The organism is Phenylobacterium glaciei (assembly GCF_016772415.1).
In the GTDB taxonomy this organism is placed as follows: Bacteria; Pseudomonadota; Alphaproteobacteria; order Caulobacterales; family Caulobacteraceae; genus Phenylobacterium; species Phenylobacterium glaciei.
On sequence record NZ_JAGSGD010000001.1, the window covers coordinates 1594285 to 1610489 of the forward strand.

The 16205-nt window shown below is 66.6% G+C and carries 17 protein-coding genes; 7 read left to right on the top strand and 10 right to left on the bottom strand.

The window, feature by feature from the left end; genetic code table 11:
* Positions 1 to 64: 64 nt before the first annotated feature.
* From JKL49_RS07675 to JKL49_RS07700, 6 genes are all read right to left on the bottom strand, one after another.
* On the bottom strand, positions 65 to 862 hold the full coding sequence (locus JKL49_RS07675; RefSeq protein ID WP_215339570.1) for a hypothetical protein: 798 nt from the start codon (positions 860 to 862) through the stop codon (positions 65 to 67).
* A 122-nt stretch (positions 863 to 984) separates the two neighbouring features.
* Positions 985 to 1245 carry a hypothetical protein gene (locus JKL49_RS07680; protein ID WP_215339572.1) on the bottom strand — a complete coding sequence of 87 codons (261 nt, stop codon included), beginning with the start codon at positions 1243 to 1245 and terminating at the stop codon, positions 985 to 987.
* A 265-nt stretch (positions 1246 to 1510) separates the two neighbouring features.
* Positions 1511 to 2533 carry an NAD-dependent epimerase gene (locus JKL49_RS07685; protein ID WP_215339574.1) on the bottom strand — a complete coding sequence of 341 codons (1023 nt, stop codon included), beginning with the start codon at positions 2531 to 2533 and terminating at the stop codon, positions 1511 to 1513.
* A 64-nt stretch (positions 2534 to 2597) separates the two neighbouring features.
* Positions 2598 to 4538 carry a polysaccharide biosynthesis protein gene (locus tag JKL49_RS07690; RefSeq protein ID WP_249778049.1) on the bottom strand — a complete coding sequence of 647 codons (1941 nt, stop codon included), beginning with the start codon at positions 4536 to 4538 and terminating at the stop codon, positions 2598 to 2600.
* A gap of 347 nt (positions 4539 to 4885) precedes the next feature.
* Positions 4886 to 5578: a TorF family putative porin gene (locus JKL49_RS07695; RefSeq protein ID WP_215339576.1), complete on the bottom strand. Its 693-nt coding sequence runs from the start codon at positions 5576 to 5578 to the stop codon at positions 4886 to 4888.
* A 206-nt stretch (positions 5579 to 5784) separates the two neighbouring features.
* On the bottom strand, positions 5785 to 6588 hold the full coding sequence (locus JKL49_RS07700) for an SDR family NAD(P)-dependent oxidoreductase (protein ID WP_215339578.1): 804 nt from the start codon (positions 6586 to 6588) through the stop codon (positions 5785 to 5787).
* 96 nt (positions 6589 to 6684) lie between these two features.
* Here JKL49_RS07700 and queF point away from each other — a divergent pair, with 96 nt between their 5' ends.
* A complete protein-coding gene (gene queF / locus JKL49_RS07705; protein ID WP_215339579.1) occupies positions 6685 to 7140 on the top strand; it encodes a preQ(1) synthase in 456 nt (151 codons plus the stop codon).
* A gap of 302 nt (positions 7141 to 7442) precedes the next feature.
* Here the strand turns inward: queF and JKL49_RS07710 are convergent, their stop codons facing one another.
* The 3 genes from JKL49_RS07710 to JKL49_RS07720 all read right to left on the bottom strand — a co-directional run bounded on the left by JKL49_RS07710 (position 7443) and on the right by JKL49_RS07720 (position 12124).
* On the bottom strand, positions 7443 to 8924 hold the full coding sequence (locus JKL49_RS07710; protein ID WP_249778050.1) for a CehA/McbA family metallohydrolase: 1482 nt from the start codon (positions 8922 to 8924) through the stop codon (positions 7443 to 7445).
* A 17-nt stretch (positions 8925 to 8941) separates the two neighbouring features.
* Positions 8942 to 11407 (bottom strand): TonB-dependent receptor, encoded by a 2466-nt coding sequence (locus tag JKL49_RS07715; protein ID WP_215339583.1) that lies wholly within the window; start codon positions 11405 to 11407, stop codon positions 8942 to 8944.
* 105 nt (positions 11408 to 11512) lie between these two features.
* Positions 11513 to 12124: a nitroreductase family protein gene (locus tag JKL49_RS07720; RefSeq protein ID WP_215339585.1), complete on the bottom strand. Its 612-nt coding sequence runs from the start codon at positions 12122 to 12124 to the stop codon at positions 11513 to 11515.
* Positions 12125 to 12201: 77 nt separating this feature from the next.
* Between JKL49_RS07720 and JKL49_RS07725 the strand changes: the two genes are divergently transcribed.
* The 3 genes from JKL49_RS07725 to JKL49_RS07735 all read left to right on the top strand — a co-directional run bounded on the left by JKL49_RS07725 (position 12202) and on the right by JKL49_RS07735 (position 13945).
* The gene (locus JKL49_RS07725) at positions 12202 to 12816 is read left to right on the top strand and encodes an NUDIX domain-containing protein (RefSeq protein ID WP_215339587.1); all 615 of its coding nucleotides are present in this window, start codon (positions 12202 to 12204) and stop codon (positions 12814 to 12816) included.
* A gap of 28 nt (positions 12817 to 12844) precedes the next feature.
* Positions 12845 to 13675 carry a serine O-acetyltransferase gene (gene cysE, locus JKL49_RS07730; RefSeq protein WP_215339589.1) on the top strand — a complete coding sequence of 277 codons (831 nt, stop codon included), beginning with the start codon at positions 12845 to 12847 and terminating at the stop codon, positions 13673 to 13675.
* 63 nt (positions 13676 to 13738) lie between these two features.
* Positions 13739 to 13945 carry a DUF3126 family protein gene (locus JKL49_RS07735; RefSeq protein ID WP_215339591.1) on the top strand — a complete coding sequence of 69 codons (207 nt, stop codon included), beginning with the start codon at positions 13739 to 13741 and terminating at the stop codon, positions 13943 to 13945.
* Positions 13946 to 13961: 16 nt separating this feature from the next.
* Here JKL49_RS07735 and JKL49_RS07740 read toward each other — a convergent pair whose 3' ends face one another.
* Positions 13962 to 14852: a helix-turn-helix domain-containing protein gene (locus JKL49_RS07740; RefSeq protein WP_215339593.1), complete on the bottom strand. Its 891-nt coding sequence runs from the start codon at positions 14850 to 14852 to the stop codon at positions 13962 to 13964.
* Between the two features lie 165 nt (positions 14853 to 15017).
* Here JKL49_RS07740 and JKL49_RS07745 point away from each other — a divergent pair, with 165 nt between their 5' ends.
* From JKL49_RS07745 to JKL49_RS07755, 3 genes are read left to right on the top strand one after another with little or no spacing between them, the layout of a single operon-like run.
* The gene (locus JKL49_RS07745) at positions 15018 to 15374 is read left to right on the top strand and encodes a hypothetical protein (protein WP_215339594.1); all 357 of its coding nucleotides are present in this window, start codon (positions 15018 to 15020) and stop codon (positions 15372 to 15374) included.
* 25 nt (positions 15375 to 15399) lie between these two features.
* Positions 15400 to 15834, top strand: coding sequence for a type VI secretion system tube protein Hcp (locus JKL49_RS07750; RefSeq protein WP_215339596.1), 435 nt, complete (start codon positions 15400 to 15402; stop codon positions 15832 to 15834).
* Between the two features lie 23 nt (positions 15835 to 15857).
* Positions 15858 to 16205, top strand: a complete 348-nt coding sequence (locus JKL49_RS07755; protein ID WP_215339598.1) for a hypothetical protein — start codon at positions 15858 to 15860, stop codon at positions 16203 to 16205.

Genomic DNA, 16205 nt, shown 5'->3' on the forward strand with positions numbered 1-16205 from the left:
CGCGCGCGTTCAAGAAGTCTCGAACCGGCCGCTCTCCGCGGCTGATGAGGAGGGAGTCGCGCCCTCAGGCGTAGCCGAGCAACTCGCGCAGGCCCGGGGCCATGAAGTCCACGGCCCGCTTCTGGTCGTCGGGCAGCACCTCGGGCAAGGCCATGCCGCCCGACAGCTTTTCGCGCGACGTGGCGCTGTGTTCACGTGCCGCGCCGACCGCCACCCGCGCGCGCCAGTCGTCGGGCAATGCGATGCCGAGGTGGGCCAGCAGGTCACCGAAGTAGGCCTCCGCCGCCGGCGCCTCCAGGTTCTTCAGGTGGCCGATGATGTCTTCGTAGCGCACCAGCTTAACCCCGGTCCCCAGCCAGGCGACCGCGTGGAAGGTGAAGACCTCGCGCAGGGCGGGGCCCTTTCCGGGGATGCCGAAGATCATCATGTTCATCATCTGCTCGACACTCACCGCGCCGTTCTTCAGCGGCTTGAGTTCGGGATGATCGAACTGGTCGGACAGGCTGAACCGCGCGCGGGCCAGGACATAGTCGTAGGGGTCGCGCACCAGCACCACCTGCCGGGCGTGCTTCAGCGCCATCAGGGACATGTCGGAAAACAGCAGATGGCCCACGCTGAAGGTCGGCCTCGCCGGGTTGAGCGCGCCTACGTGCTGCTGGAAGTTGGGGATCTGGATGAATTCGCGGTCGTAGTGCTGCTCGATGGGCACGAACATGCGCACGATATTGCGCAGCAGGTGGGTGCCGCACTTGGGCACGCTGTTGAGGAAGGCGGTCTGCCTCAGGGGCGCCTGGGCGAATTTGCGGATCTCCGGGCCCAGGGTGTCGGGCTTGCTAATGACATAGGCGACCGGCTGAGCCATGGGGCGCTCCTGAAAACATGCCCTATCGCTAGGCGCCGGGCCGCGGTTGCGCAACCGAAAACAAGACGCGCTACGGACGCGGAAGACCCGTGCGGTCTTACTGGGAAGGGGCTCGACCGGCCTTAGTGGATCGTGGCCACGGCCGTGGTGGTGGGGGAATAAAGCCCGATCAGTCCGTCGCGGGAGGCGACGGTGCGAGCGGCGCGGGCGGCGTTCTGGCAGATCACGCCCTTGACCTGTCCGGCCAGGCACTGCTGCAGCGCCGCCTCACGCTCATAGGCGTTGTCACGGAAATAGGTGAAGGAGCGGTCCACGGACCCCCAGCCCACCGAAGCGATGATGGCCGCCAGAGCGACACCACACCAGAAGACGACACGTATCATTTTGAAGCACCCCCCCGGCGCTGGGTGCAATTCGTAGGCCCCAATTTGGGGGAGCTCAAGTGAACGCCCGCGCGACGCGAAGACGCACAAGCCATGGAGGCGCCAGGAGCGATTCGCGGGGGGCGTGTGGCGGCCAGATCGCCGCCCGGCGCTAGAGCCCTTTCCGATCTGACTGCGTCAGTCAGATCGGATAAAAAGGGCTCTAATTCAAGAAGTTAGAGCATTTTTCGACCCGATAACCGTTTCACACTTATCGGAAAAAGCGCTAGGTCGTGGCCGCCTTGTAGTAGTCCATGTACCAGTCGACGAAGCGGCCGATGCCGGTCTCGATGGGGGTCTTTGGCGCGTAGTCGAGGGCGGCCTGGGTCTCGGTGGTGTCGGCCTCGGTGCGGCTGACGTCGCCAGGCTGCATGGGCAGCAGGTTGAGCTGGGCTTTGCGGCCGAGCTTCTCCTCCAGGACCTCGATATAACGCATCAGCTCGACCCGCTGGCTGTTGCCCAGGTTGAGAATCCGCCAGGGCGCGACGCCGCTCGTGGCCGGGTTGGGCGCGAGCGGATCCCAGGCCGGATCGATCGTCGCCGGCCGGTCCAGGGCCGCCACCACGCCGGAGACGATGTCGTCCACATAGGTAAAGTCACGCTGCATCTTGCCCTGTCCGTAGACGTCGATGGGCTCGCCCTTGAGGATCGCCTCGGTGAACTTGAACAGCGCCATGTCGGGGCGGCCCCAAGGGCCATAGACGGTGAAGAATCGGAAGCCGGTCGAGGGGATGCCGAACAGGTGGGCGTAGGAATGGGCCATGGACTCGTTGGCGAGCTTGGTGGCCGCATAGAGGGTGATGGGGTGGTGCACGGGATCACGCACCGAGAAGGGCAGCTTGCCGTTGGCGCCGTAGACCGAGCTGGTCGAGGCGAAGACCAGGTGCCTGGGCTGGGTGGCGCGGCAGCCCTCCAGGATGTTGAGGAAGCCCACCACGTTGGAGTCCACATAGGCCTCCGGATTTTCCAGGCTGTAGCGGACGCCGGCCTGGGCGGCGAGGTTGATCACGCCGTCGGGCTTCACATCCCTGAACAGTTGAGCCACTGCCTCGCGGTCGGCCAGGTCGATCTTGGCGTGGCGATAGCCTTTACGGGCCTCCAGGCGGGACAGGCGGGCCTGTTTCAGGGTCGGATCGTAATAGGGGTTCAGGTCGTCCAGACCGACGACCTTGTCACCGCGATCCAGCAGCCGGTGGGCGGTGTGCGAGCCGATGAAGCCCGCCGAGCCGGTGACCAGGATAACCGCCATAAGTCTCTCTTACGCTACGCGATGCGATGTTAGAGCCAGCCGCTGGGGGCGCGCAATCGTCCCGTTAGCCGTTGGCGACGACCCGCAGGGCCGGGGCGGCGCCGGGCTTCTCGCCACGAATCTGAGCGACCAGGTCGAAGAGCGCGCGACGCACGTCCTCCACATCGCCTTTGTCGGCGAGACCCTCAAGGTCCAGCAGATGGTTGGCGGTGATGCGCAAGGCGGAGGAAGAAACCACCTCCATGACCTTCGGCGCGCAGGGCAGGGACCGCTCGGTCTCGTCCAGCAGGGCTTCGGTGAGCTTCTCGCCAGGCCGCAGGCCGGTGATCTCGATTTCGATGTCCTTGCCGGGGACGCGGCCGGAGAGGGCGATCATCTGGCGGGCGAGGTCCATGATCCGCACCGGCTCGCCCATCTCCAGCAGGAAGAGGCGGGCGTGGGCGGCGTCGGCCCCCTCGGCGCAGGTGGCCGTGGCGTGCAAGACCAGCTGCGCGGCCTCGGGAATGGTCATGAAGAACCGGGCCATGTCCTCGTGGGTCACGGTGACCGGACCGCCACGATCAATCTGAGACTTGAATATTGGCACCACGGAGCCTGCAGAGCCCAGGACATTGCCGAACCGCACGGCGGAGAAGCGCGTGCCCTGGCCGTTCTGCTGGGCCTGAATCACCGCCTCGGCCAGGCGCTTGGTGGCGCCCATGACATTGGAGGGGTCGACGGCCTTGTCCGTGGAGATCAGCACCATCTGGGCCGCGCCTGAGGCGCGCGCGCCCTCGGCGACGTTCCAGGTGCCGACCACGTTGGTGAGTACGCCCTCGCAGGGGTGACGCTCGACCATGGAGACGTGCTTCAGGGCCGCGGCGTGGAAGACCAGGTCGGGCTTCTGGCGCTGGAAACAGTCGGCCACCCGGCTGGCGTTGCGCACGTCCACAAGGGCGGCGTGCCGCGACAGGGAGGGGAAGGTCTCGCCCAGTTCGCGGTCGATCTCGAAGAGCGAGGTCTCCGAGAAGTCGAGCATGGTGATATGGGCGGCATGGAAGGCGGCGACCTGGCGAACCAGCTCGGCCCCGATGGAGCCGCCGGCCCCCGTGATCAGCACGCGGCGACCGTGGATCAGGGCCTTCACGGCCTCATGGTCCAGTTCGATGGGCTCGCGGGCCAGCAGCTCCTCGACACTGATCTCGCGCATGGGCAGCAGGGCCATGCCGTCGTGCTGCGACAGCTCGACGATGGAGGGGAGGCGCAACAGGCGGATGCCATCGTTCTTCAACTGGCCCAGCTGATCGGCGGTCAGCCCCTTCAGGCGGCCGGGCTCGTCCAGGAACAGGATGGCGCGCGGATAGCGGTTCCAGCGCCGAAGGTCGGCCAGAGCCGCCTCCAGATTGTCGATGCACTCGATGATGCAGACACCACGCACCTGCTGGCCCACGTCGCGGACGTCGGGGCCGACGATGCCGACCGGGGTCCAGGCGTGGTCGTGCCGCCGCGCGACGTCGCGCAGATAGGTGTCGGCGAGCGCCATCGGACCAATCAGCAGCAGGGACGGGGCCTGGGGCGCGCGGTCGCGCACGGATTTCAGGGGGGCGAAGCTGTCCAGGGCGTGCTCGTGCAGGGCGCGGCGCATGATCCGCGCGCCCATGGAGCCCGTCATCTGGAAGATGGTGGCCATGGCCAGGACAGAACGGGGCAGGCCGCTCGCCCGGTCGATCACGAACACCGCCAGCAGGAAGACCCCCGCGGTCAGCACCGCGGTTCGGGCCAGGACTAGAGCGTCGGGAATGGAGACATAGCGCCAGGGTGACAGCTCGCGCCGGAACACGGTGGAGAAGACGGCGGCGAGGGCGGCGTAGAGGCCCACCAGCTGCACGACATTGAGGGTGGAGAGATCGCCGTCGTCGAGGCCCAGCGTACGGGCAGAGGATAAAAGATAGGCGAGGAAAAAGGCTGCAGCCGCGATCAGCGTGTCGACGACGATGGTCTGGGCTCGGTTGGCCATCTGCTCCATGAATCGCGCTCCGCTCCGGTCGTCCGACTTCGCACCATAGAGGGGCGGGCGCGACCGTCCAATGAAACTCCCGTCCGGCGAGCTTTCCGTCCGGAAACGAGCCGCATCGCGCACCTTTTCACCAAGGGCGCGAGACAAGGGCCAGACCCTAGAGCGCGTCTGCGGCGAGTGGAAGCTGGTTCGCCCATCGGACGCGCTTCTATCGTCTTGGAGCTAGGGCGTCTTTCTGGCCGTCTTGTCGGGACTGCACACCTGAGCAGACGCGACCTCAAAGGTCGCCGCCGGAAACAGAAAAGCCGCCCCCGCAAGGGGACGGCTTTTCCAGAACAGCAGAGTGAGGCTTAGAGCTAGAAGCTGGCCTTCACGCCCACGACGACCTTGGCGTCATAGATGTCGCCGAAAGAATGTTCGTCGGTGTCATGGTAGCGCAGGTCGAAGCCGACGTGGTCGTTGAGCGCGTAGCCCACGCCCAGGTTCCAGGTGTTGTAGTCGGCCGGGCCTTCGATTTCCTGGTGACCGACAGCGCCGGAGACCGACACCTTGTCGACGACCGGGATGGCGCCGTTGATTTCGTAATAGGTGGCCTTGCCGGTCTTGCCGAAGAACTCCGGCGAATAGAAGACCGTCGCGCCGACGGTGGCGGGGCCGACCGCGGTCGAAGCGGCGGCCTTGTACTCGACGTAGTCTTCATGGCTGCCGGTGGGCTGGTTGGAATAGCCGTAGTAGTAGACGCCCAGGTCGAAGTTCACCGGGCCGGCCACCGGCTTGATGCCAGCGTAGAGGTCGTATTCCAGGTCGGTGCCGTTGTTGAATTCAACGTTCGACACCCAGACGCCGGCATAGCCGATGCCGTACAGGGTCGCGTCGGCCCCGCCGTAGATCTGGCCGCCATTGTCGGTCTGGCTGACACCGCGGAACATGTAGTCCGTGGCCGCGCCGAGGTTGAAGGACAGCGCGATGTCGTCATCGGCGGCGAGGGCGCTTCCACCCATGGCGGCGGTGGCCGCGGCGGCGAGAAGCGTGGTCTTAAGAATGTTCATTTCGTTATCCCCTTATATCCAGCCGAGCTTCGCTCAACCGTCGCCGGAGATCGCCAGTTGGAGACCTCCAGATCAACGCGAGGCGGAGCCGTAGCGCCCCCTAGGTACTCTGTGCGCGGAATTTGTGCGTTAACGGAACGAGGCGCCGCGCAATTAGGCGGTTAGCTGTGCCTTAGGCGCCACGCCCCGCCCGAGGTGGTCAAGCCTCAACGCATCGCCAGCGGCGAATAGTTCAGGTGAGTCCCAGCATCCACCAGCAGGGTCTCGCCGGTGACGTGTTTCGAAGCAGGCGCGGCCAGGAAGACGGCGGCGCCGGCGATGTCCTCGGCGGTGGAGGCGGCCTTCAGCGGCGTGGAGGCTGCGGCGCCGTCGCGCATCTTCTGGGCGCGCTCGGCGCCGACGCCCTTGCCGAACCATGGGGTGTCGATGAACCCGGGGCAGATGGCGTTGACGCGGATCTTCGGGGCGAGCGCACGGGCCAGGGACAGGGTCATGGTGGTCAGGGCCCCCTTGGAGGCGGCGTAGGGCACGGAGGAGCCGATTCCCGCTACGCCGGCGATGGAGGACGTATTGACCACGGCGCCGGGCTGCGGCGCGGCCTCCAGCAGGGACCGCGCGGCGCGGACCATCTGATAGGCGCCCACCACGTTCACACTATAGAGCCGCAGGAAGTCCTCGGCGGTGACCGCGTCCAGGTCGGCGTGGTTTGGCGCGAACTTGGTGACGCCGGCGTTGTTGAATAGGGCGTCGATGCGACCGAAGGGCTGCGCCGCCGTGGCGATCCTGCGGCAGTCGTCGTCGGAGGCGACATCGCCCTGGACGATGACGGCCTTGGCGCCGTGAGCCTCGACCTGGCGGGCGGTCTCAGCGGCTTCATCGGCGCTTGAGGCGTAGTTGATGATCACGGCGGCGGCGCCGCGGCTGGCGGTCTCTACGGCGATGGCGCGCCCCAATCCGGTGGAGGCGCCGGTCACCACGACCACGAAATCTTGGAAATCCTTGCCGCTCATCGCGCGTCTTCTCCCTTATGATTTGAGCGGTGATAGCGCCTCGGCGCGGCGGAGTCTCTGTTGCGGGCGAGCCTCGCGCGGCGTAAAGCGCGCGGCATGGACGAGACCCATCTGACCCAACTCGGCCGCGAAGTCCGCGGCTTCGCCTCGCCGGAAGAGGCTGTTCTGGAGCGGGTGCCCAACCCGCAGGCCGACACTCTCTATCTGGCGCGCTTCACGGTTCCTGAGTTCACCTCTCTGTGCCCGGTGACCGGCCAGCCCGACTTCGCCCATCTGGTGATCGACTACACGCCGGGGCCGTGGCTGATCGAGAGCAAGTCGTTGAAGCTGTATTTGGGCGCATTCCGTAATCACGGGGCCTTCCATGAGGACTGCACGGTGGCCATCGGCCGCAAGATCGTGGAGGTGGCCCAGCCCCTCTGGCTGAGGATCGGCGGCTACTGGTTCCCGCGCGGCGGCATCCCCATCGACGTCTTCTGGCAGAGCGGCGCGGCGCCCGAAGGTTTATGGTTGCCGGATCAAGGTGTCGCACCCTACCGTGGTCGCGGCTGACGAGGTTTCGATGGCCCGCGCGGTCCTGATGCCGATCCGCGCCATGTATTTGCAGGTCGAAACCCAAGCTTCACAGTAGAGCGAGGGCTGGCCTTTCCCACGATCTTTCGATCCCTGCGATGGGAATGAGTCCCAAGGCGGAACAGGAGCGGCGCGAATCAACCGTCGACTAGCCGACGCCGCCAAAATGGGGTATGTATCGGTCGCCCAACTCTCCTCGGGCGTGTCACACTTCAGGCCGGGCGGCGACCCTTCGCCGTCCGGCCGTTGTGTTTCAGGGTCTATCGGCGCCCACAGACCGCCTAGGGCGGCGCCAGATAGATCGGATTTCCAAGCAATAGCAGGCGGCCTTCGCGGTCGCGGACATCGGCGCGGAGCCAGTGGCGCGCGCCGTCCGCGGTGGCGGTGAATGTGAGAACCTGGTCCGCACCGGAAATGTCCTGCTTCCAAGTCGACAGCAGGGAAAGGCCGTCGCCCTTGATCTGAACGGCCCCACCTTCCATTCCGACGACGTGAACCTGCAGCAGCACCTTCTCTCCCGATGCTGCGGACAGCAGATCCCCCATTTCGGCCGTCCTTCCCCCGAGACTCGCCGTGACCTCGAGCAGGCGGTCGCGGCCGCCGCCGATGTCGATGAAGACGTGGCCGAGCCGGATCGCCTCAAGAATGGCGGTCTGGGACAGATCGGCCGCGCGGACCACGGTGGTGGGGCGGCCAATGGCCCCGGCCTTGCTCGGGTCGAGGCCTGCGTCGTGGTTGTCCGATCCGCCGATGGCGGTGATCCGCAGGCCCTCATTGAGCCGCGCTTCCCAGAAGGGAATGCCCGAGATGACGCTCTCAGCCCCCTTGGGGAGGGCGAGCGATCCGCCATTGACCGCTTCTATCGCCTGGATGCGGGAGAAGTCCGTGGGCTTGGCGACCCAGCCGCAGCCCATGCAGATTTCGCCGGAGGGTTGGCCCGGATGGTTGAGGGAGATCAGGCCGCCGGCCTTCTCGACCTCTTCCAGCAGGGTGGCGAGGTTCGGCGCCCGGGGCGAGCCGAGCTGAAAATCCAGGAAGCTGGTGGGGCCAAAGACGTTCGCATGGCCATAGAAGGTGGTGATCTCCCGGCCCGGAATCAGCAGCAGGTCGTCGAAATAGGGCGCCAGCTCCCGCAGCGCTTCATTCTGCGAAGTGGCGTTGTGATCGGTGACCGCGATGAAATCGAGGCCCCGGGCCGCGGCGGCCTCCAGGGTCTTAAAGACCGGGCAGGGGACACGGACGCCCTTTCGCGACAGGCAGGAGCCGTCGCTGTGGCTGGTGTGCATGTGCAGGTCGCCGCGGAACCAGCCTGGTCCGCTCTTCAGGGGCGAGGTCTGGAAGCCGCTGAAGGCCGCGCCGCGTTCAAGATGGATCCGCGCGGTGTAGTCGGCACGACCATCCTTGCGCAGGTTGGGCACGCCCAGCACCAGCTTCCACTCACCGGCGGGCAGCGGCCCCGGCAGGTAGGACGGGGTGGCTTCCGACTCCGAGATCGTGAAGCGGTTCTTGTTGCCGCCGCTCCAGCCACGGAATCGCAGGGGGTCGCGCAGGCCCAGGTCGATGACCGACTTCTGATCCTTGCCGGTGTACTCGAATTCCACAGTCAGCCGGGTGGTTCCGGACGGCACCCGGAACGGAACCTCGCGATAGGTCTGGTGGTCGGCTCCGGTCATGGCTCCGCGAAGGGTGATGTCGGGCGTCGGCGCCGCGGTGGCTCCGACGGCGAGCAAGGCGGCGCAGACCGCCGCCAAACCCGCCGCCAAATGCCGAATCCTACTCATCAGAATCGGTACTGTACGGCGACCCGGAAGGCCCGGCCAAGCTCGGGCCGCGCGAGGTAGTAGCGCGCGCCGGTCTCGCCGGAGACGAACTGCCCGGCGCGGGGATTGCCCTCGGTCAGGCCGATCTCGTTGGTCAGGTTGGTGCCGTAGCCGTAGATCGAGATCTGGTCGTTCAGGTTGAACCGCACCTGGGCGTTGATCAGGTGGTAGGCGGGAATGATCAGGGTGTTGGCGGCGTCGGAGAAGCGCTTGCTGAAGTACTGGAGATCAAGCTCGGCCCGCAGTTTGCCGTCGAACAGGTTGACCCCCGGGGTTATGCGGCCGCTGACCTTGGGGGCGCGGACCTGCATGTTGTGGGAGAAGTCGCTGGGGACCAGCGTCCCACCGACATTGGTGCTGAACTTGAAATCGCCGAAGCGTGGATCCTGGGCGGTGCCGGTGAAGCTGACGTCGAACCAGTCGGTCGGCCGGATGGTCCCCTCCAGCTCGACGCCGTAGGACCGGGTATCGGTGAACTCGGTGCGGCTGGTGAATGCCCCGGTCGTCGGGTTGAACACCGTCTCGGAAAAGGATTGGCTGTCGAAGGCGGTGTAGAAGGCCGTCGCATAGAGATCGAAGCGCTCTTCCTGGATCTTCAGCCCGGCCTCGGCGAGGTTGATCTTTTGGGTGCGCGGCGCGGTGTTGGTGGGATTGGTGATGAAATCGCCCAGCGACGGCAGGCGGAAGCCCTTCGTATAGCGGCCGAAGACGCCGATGTTGGGCTGGAACTGGTAGTTGACGCCGATGGTCGCGCCCCAGCCGTCGAAGCTGCGGTCCAGGGCGTCGAAAACGCCGGTCCCGGAGAGTACGTTGTCATCGGCCAGGGTCGCCGACTGGCCCAGGTTGATGGTGGCGCTGCGTTCGTTGCGGCCCGAGAGGTCGATCTTCTCCCACCGGACGCCGAGGTCGACGCGAAGCTTGTCGGTCAGGCTCCAGGCGTCGGAACCGTAGAATGCGTAGGTCTCGGAGGAGCCTTCGGCGTTGTTGAACTGCAGGCCGTAGCGGGAAATGCCGTTCTCGGTGAAGTTGGCGACCACCGCGCCCGAGGCGTTCAGGGCCACCAGGTCCAGCAGGCGGGCCTGGTCCTGCACATCCACCAAGGCCGAGGCGCCGGTCTGGAAGAAGCTCTCGTCGACCTTGGCGACGTAGAAGCCCAGGGCCACGTCATGCGACTGGCTCCCGACCTCGAAGGTGCGCAGCAGCCGCAGGTCGTTGATCCATTCGTCGAGCTTGATGTCCTGCTCGCGCATCGAGGCGTCCATCACCAGGCCGGTGCCGTTCTGGGCGGCCACGTTGAACACCTCGCCCGGGGCATTCACGAACCGGAACTGAGCCGAGGTGGCGCCCAGAGCAGCGGGAAGGCCGGCCAGGACCTGGGTGATGCGAGCCGCGGCCTGGACCGGAGTGTTGGGGAAGAGGCCGGAGCGGCTGATGTCGCTGGTCCGGTAGCGCAGGCCGTCCTGCATCTGCCAGCCGGCGAGATCGTATTTGAACTGGAAGGAGTACTGGTCGAGCTTGACGTCGGTGCCGCGGGTCAGGTCGAAATTGTAGGGCCCGCGGTTGCTGCGGAAGGTGAAGTGGCTGGTCTCCGGCCCGGCGAAGGTGCCGTAGTTGGGATCGAAGCCCGGGACCGCGGCGGTGTCGCCCTTGGAGTCGAAGGTCAGGGGGATGCCCAGGAAGAAGATGATGTTGTCGTCGATGTGCTTGACGTTGAAGTCGATCGAGCCGTTCTCGAAATCCTTGCCGATGGAGAAGCGGATCTGGCCGCCTTGGTCAGCGGTATAGCCGGGATCGCGCACCCCGTTGTCCTGTCGGTAGAAACCGCCCAGGCCGAGGCGGAAGCCCGCCACCGGGCCGCCGACCCAGAAGTCGCCGCGGCCGTAGCCGTAGTCGCCGGCCTGCAGTTTCACCAGACCTTCGAGGTGGTCGGAGCCCTTGCGGGTGATGAAGTTGACGACCCCGCCCGGGGCGTAGGACCCGAAGATCGACGAGGGGCCGCCGCGGACCACTTCCACGCGCTGGATGGTCTCGTCGAGGCGGAACGACTGGTCGGTGTTGAGGAAGCCGAGGCCGCCGTCGTGCTGGACGGGAATCCCGTCCTCGTTGAGACCGATCGCGGCATAGCCTTCGATCGGAATACCACGGGCGCGGATATTGGCGCCGGCCTCGCCGCCGGAGGCCTCAACCCAGAAGCCGGGCACATTCTTGAGCACCTCGGCCACGCTCACCGGAGCCTGCATGCGCAGCTTTTCCTCGGAGATCGTGGTGACGGCGTAGCTCGCTTCAACCTTGCGCTGCGCTTCAAGCCCGGCCCGGCCGGTGACGACAAGTTCGTCGACGGTGTTCGGCGCTGCGTCTTCCGCGAAGGCCGGCGCCGCGGCCACCAGCGCACAAGCCGCAGCCGCGGCGAAAAGTTGAAGTTTCATGGTCGTCCCCCGGCATCTTCAATTGATGCTCATGGGCCATAGCGCTCCTGGGTATCGGCTGGGCGACAACTCGATGTCGTTGTGGCGACAGGCGCCGAACGGGCGTCAGGGCCGCCAGGCCGTGACCAAGCCGGCGACATCGGGGCGCTCACGCTCCTGCGGCGGCTCCTTGGGGGTTCCCAGGAAGATGAACCCGGCCACCTTTTCCTCAGGCTCCAGACCCAGGATCGCCTTGGCCTCGTCGTCATAGGCGTACCAGTCGGTGATCCAGTTGGCGCCATATCCGAGCGCCATGGCGGCGTAGAGCAGGGTGGTGCAGACCGCGCCGGCGGAGAGTAACTGCTCCCACTCAGGGATCTCGCCCGGCTTGGGCCGCGAGACCACAGCCACCCCGAGCGGTGGAATCTTCAGCTTGGCGAGCTTGGCTGCGGCGCGCGCGTCGCCCCGTGAATTGGCCAGGGCCTCCAAGCGGTCGGCAAAGACGGCCTTGGCGGCGGGTTCCAGAATAATGAAGCGCCAGGGCGCCAGCTTGCCGTGGTCGGGCACGCGGGCGGCGAGCTGCAGCAGGCTGGCCAGTTCGCTGGCGGTGGGGGCCGGCTCGGCCAGGGTGACGGCCGAGGCCGAGCGCCGGGTGGCCAGGAAGCTCAGGACCTCGGGGGCGGGATGTTGCGGGACCGGCTGGCCAAACAGCGGGGCGGCGGGAAGTGACAGGGTCATCTTGGAGCGCGCCTCATTAGGAAAGCCGACAGGGAAGTTCTCTTATATGGGGGTGGTTTCGCAAGCTAGTTGAGAACATGTCGCAAAAACCAGACTGGCTTGTGGCCCACGGGGCGCCCTGGCGCAAGGGACCGCCGCGGCCGATCTATGACAATCCCTGGATCAGCGTCACCGAGTACGACGCCATCGCGCCCACCGGCGCCGACGCCCTCTATGGCGTGGTCAGCTTCAAGAATTTCGCCATGGCCATCCTGCCTGTGCACGATGACGGGACGATCACCCTGGTGGGCCAGAATCGACTGCCCTTTGCTGACTACAGCTGGGAAATCCCCGAGGGCGGCGGGCCGCTCTCCGACGATCCTCTGGAGAGCGCCCGGCGCGAGCTGCTGGAGGAAACCGGCATGGCGGCGGCCCACTGGCAGGAGATTCTGCGGATGCAGCTCTCCAACTCGGTGACCGACGAACACGCCTTCGGCTACCTGGCCACCGGCCTGACGCAGGTCCACGCCGAGCCCCAGGGCGATGGCACTGAAGATATCCTGAGGGCGCGCGTACCTTTTCGGGAAGCGCTGGAGGCTGCGGTCGGGGGTTATATGCGTGACGCCCTGACGGTTGCGATGCTGCTGCGGGGCTACCACATGGCCAGGGAGGGCGCTTTGCCGAGCGAACTTTCGGCGGCCATGCTAGGATAAGGGGAACGTCATGGGACGGGAGGAACCGATGAGCCAGCGTTTGGAAGTCATCGACCCGGCAGCACCGCCGCCGGTCTGGGCCGCATTGCGTAACGAAGCCGCGCGGGCCTCCCAGTCGGAGCCGGCCCTGGCCTCGCTGCTGAACGCCGTGGTGCTGAGCCACCACGACCTGGGCGCCGCGCTGAGCTACCAGCTGGCGCGCAAGCTGGGCGACCAGGAGCTGCGGGCCATGAGCCTGCGCGAACTGGCTGACGCCGCCTACAAGGACAATCCCAATCTGGTGGATATCGCCGAGGCTGACCTCAAGGCGGTGTTCGAGCGCGACCCGGCCTGCAAGGGCTACGTGCAGCCGTTCCTGTTCTTCAAGGGCTTCCAGGCTCTGCAGGCCCAGCGCGTGGCGCACTGGCTCTGGGGCCAGGGCCGCGAGACCATCGCGCTCTACCTGCAGAGCCGGATGAGCGAGATCTTCCAGGTGGACATCCATCCGGCCACCCAGATCGGCTCGGGCGTGTTTATCGACCACGGCACAGGCATCGTCATCGGCGAGACCGCGGTGATCGGCGACGACGTTTCCATGATGCAGGACGTGACCCTGGGCGGTACGGGCGCCGAGCGGGGCGATCGTCACCCCAAGATCGGCAAGGGCGTCCTGTTGAGCGCCGGAGCCAAGGTGCTGGGCAATATCCACATCGGCGACTACGCCAAGATCGCCGCCGGTTCGGTGGTGCTGAAGCCGGTTCCGGCCCACTGCACGGCCGCCGGCGTCCCGGCCCGCCTGGTCAATTGCCCGACCTGCGACGAGCCGGCCCGCAGCATGGACCACACCCTGGCCGAAGCTGTGTACGACTACGTCATCTGACGGTTTCCGTGCAGGCCGCGACCAGCTAGGTTCCGCGGCTGTTGAATCGCCGAGGAGATGGCCGTGGACGAGAGAATGATGCGCAAGCTCGAGGGCCACATGCGTGGCGCCTTCGCCAATGCGCGGATCACCCTGGTCCCACGCCCCAAGCAGAAGGACTCCGCCGAGGTCTATATCGGTGAGGAATTCATCGGCGTGGTCTTCGAGGACGAAGACGGCGACGGCTCCTTCATGTTCGAGATGGCGATCCTGGCCGAAGACCTGCCCTGACCAAGGCCGGCCGGGGCTAGATCGCCTCGGCCATCGCCATCACGCTGCGCCCCAGCGAGCGGTGCAGCGGGATTTGCAGCAGCCAATCCCCGCCGGCCGCCAGGTGTGACGGTCCGAAGTCTCGCGACAAATGGGCGACGACCTCAGGGGGCACTGAGCCCTCGGGCGCCAGCGGATCATTGGTCAGCATCTCGCGATAGCGCCGGTCGTCGGCCACGACATCGCCCGACAGATCCCCCACCCGATCCAGGATGATCGGCGCCGCGGCGATTCCCGGCAGGGAGCCGCTGCTGCTGCCGAGCGTGATGCCGTCGATCCTCTGGGGCCTGCCGCTGGGCACGCTTGAGAAGATGACGAACACCAGGGCGCCGTTGGCCGCGTCGGTGGCGACGCAGAAGAGCTGGCCCCGCACCGGCATCAGCCAGCCGCGATAGACCGTCTCCCGCACCCCCATGATCACCTCCAGCAGGCCGTTGGCGTTCAGGCGCACCATACCCTGGTCATGCAGGAACCGCCCCGGCGCGGCCTCGGCCGGGCGGGTGGTGCGGAAGAAGCACTCCAGGTCTCTGGCGCGCCCGGTGGTGGCGCTGCGGATCTGGGGCATGATCGCCAGCGGGACGCCGTCGGCCACGTCGAACGGCCGCTCCAGGACCGGCGCTATCGCGCCGAACAGGGCGGCGAAGTCCTCGATGTCGCGATCCCAGTCGAGCATTGTGAAGCCCGGCTGCCGGTCGGCGAGGTAGCGGGTGATGTTGGCCAGGTTGTGGGTCGAGGGGGTGACCGACCCCGCCACCCACCGACCCACCAGGGACTTGTCGACCGCGAGCGCCGAGGCCAGGTGCGCCCGGCTCATGTTGAAGACCTTCAAGACCAGGCCGAGCTTCGCGCTGAAAGATGATCCGGACATGGCCTCAGCCTAGCCACGGTTCTTTCCGGGCGGCCAGGATGATGCGTCCAAATGCAACCCTATGCGCGTCGCCGCACGTCAATGCACCTCTCCGCATGGGGTCGCAGCCCGCATTGGAGCGTCCAGAACGGCGGCGACAGGCCGCCCACCAGGAGGACGACACCCATGGATATCCTTTCCCTCGCCGGCACGCTGCTGCTCGCCGCCGCCCAACCGCAGTCCGGGCCGGTCGCCCAGCCCGTGCCGCAGGCGCAGGCCGGGCATGTGAAGGTGTTCTCGGGGCGTGACGGCTCGTTGAGCATCACCAAGGTCGGCTCGGGCAAACTTGAGATCAGCGCCGGCAAGGTCAACGAGGAACGGCCCACCGATTTCACCGACGCCCCGTCCGCCGATCCCACCGCGGGCAAGGTCAACGAAGAGCGCCCGACCGATCTCAGCGACGCCCCGCCCGCCGATCCCACCGCCGCCCTGCTGATCCCCGCCATCCAGAAGGTCCGCGAAGCCGCGCACCGCAACCACTAGCCACGAGCCAAGGAGGAGAGATCTGATGCTGCGTTCCCTACTGCTCACCGCCGCGACCATGGCCGCCCTGTCCGGCTCCGCCCAGGCCGCAAGCGCCGACTACCTGCTCGTCATTCAGGGCGTCGACGGCGAGTCGAAGGCCCAGAACAACCTGAAGCAACTGGGCCTGGCCGCAACCTTGCGGGGCTGTTCCGGAGCGACCGGCGCCGGCCGCACCACCATCGGTGGCCCGGAAGTTCCCACCAGCCGCAGCCTCGCCGCTGCGGTCGCCACAGGCCAGCACATCAAGAAGGCGACCCTGTTCGTCCGCAAGGCGGGCGGCGACTCGGCCCTGACCATCGAGCTGGAGAACGTGCTTATCACCTCGGCCAAGCCGGCCAGCCCGACCGGCGCCCTGCCCTCCACCCTGACCCTCAGCTACGGCGGACTGACCTGGTCCACCGAAGGCGGCGGCTGCTAGCCGCTGGTCGCCGAAACCGTCCCATGAAAATCCTTGGCCTGGCCGCCGTCCTGCTGCTGGCGGCGGCCTCCGCCCAGGCCGAGCCAGCCGCACGGATGAGAACCCAGAACAATCTCAAACAGATGGGGCTCGCCGCAACCGGTTCGACCACCTCGCCACAGGGCGTCGCGGACCTCGCCCATCCGATCCGCAAGACCAAGGCGGAGATCGAGCTCGTCTGTCCCGACACGACCTACATCCTGTCGACTGGAACCAAGAAGGGCAGCTGCAAGGACGGCCTGGCCTCCTGCGGCGACGGCGACAACAGCGCCAAGGCGAGTTGTTACAGCTGTGAATCCTCGTCCGGCGCGGGAAGCTGCAAGACCAAGTAG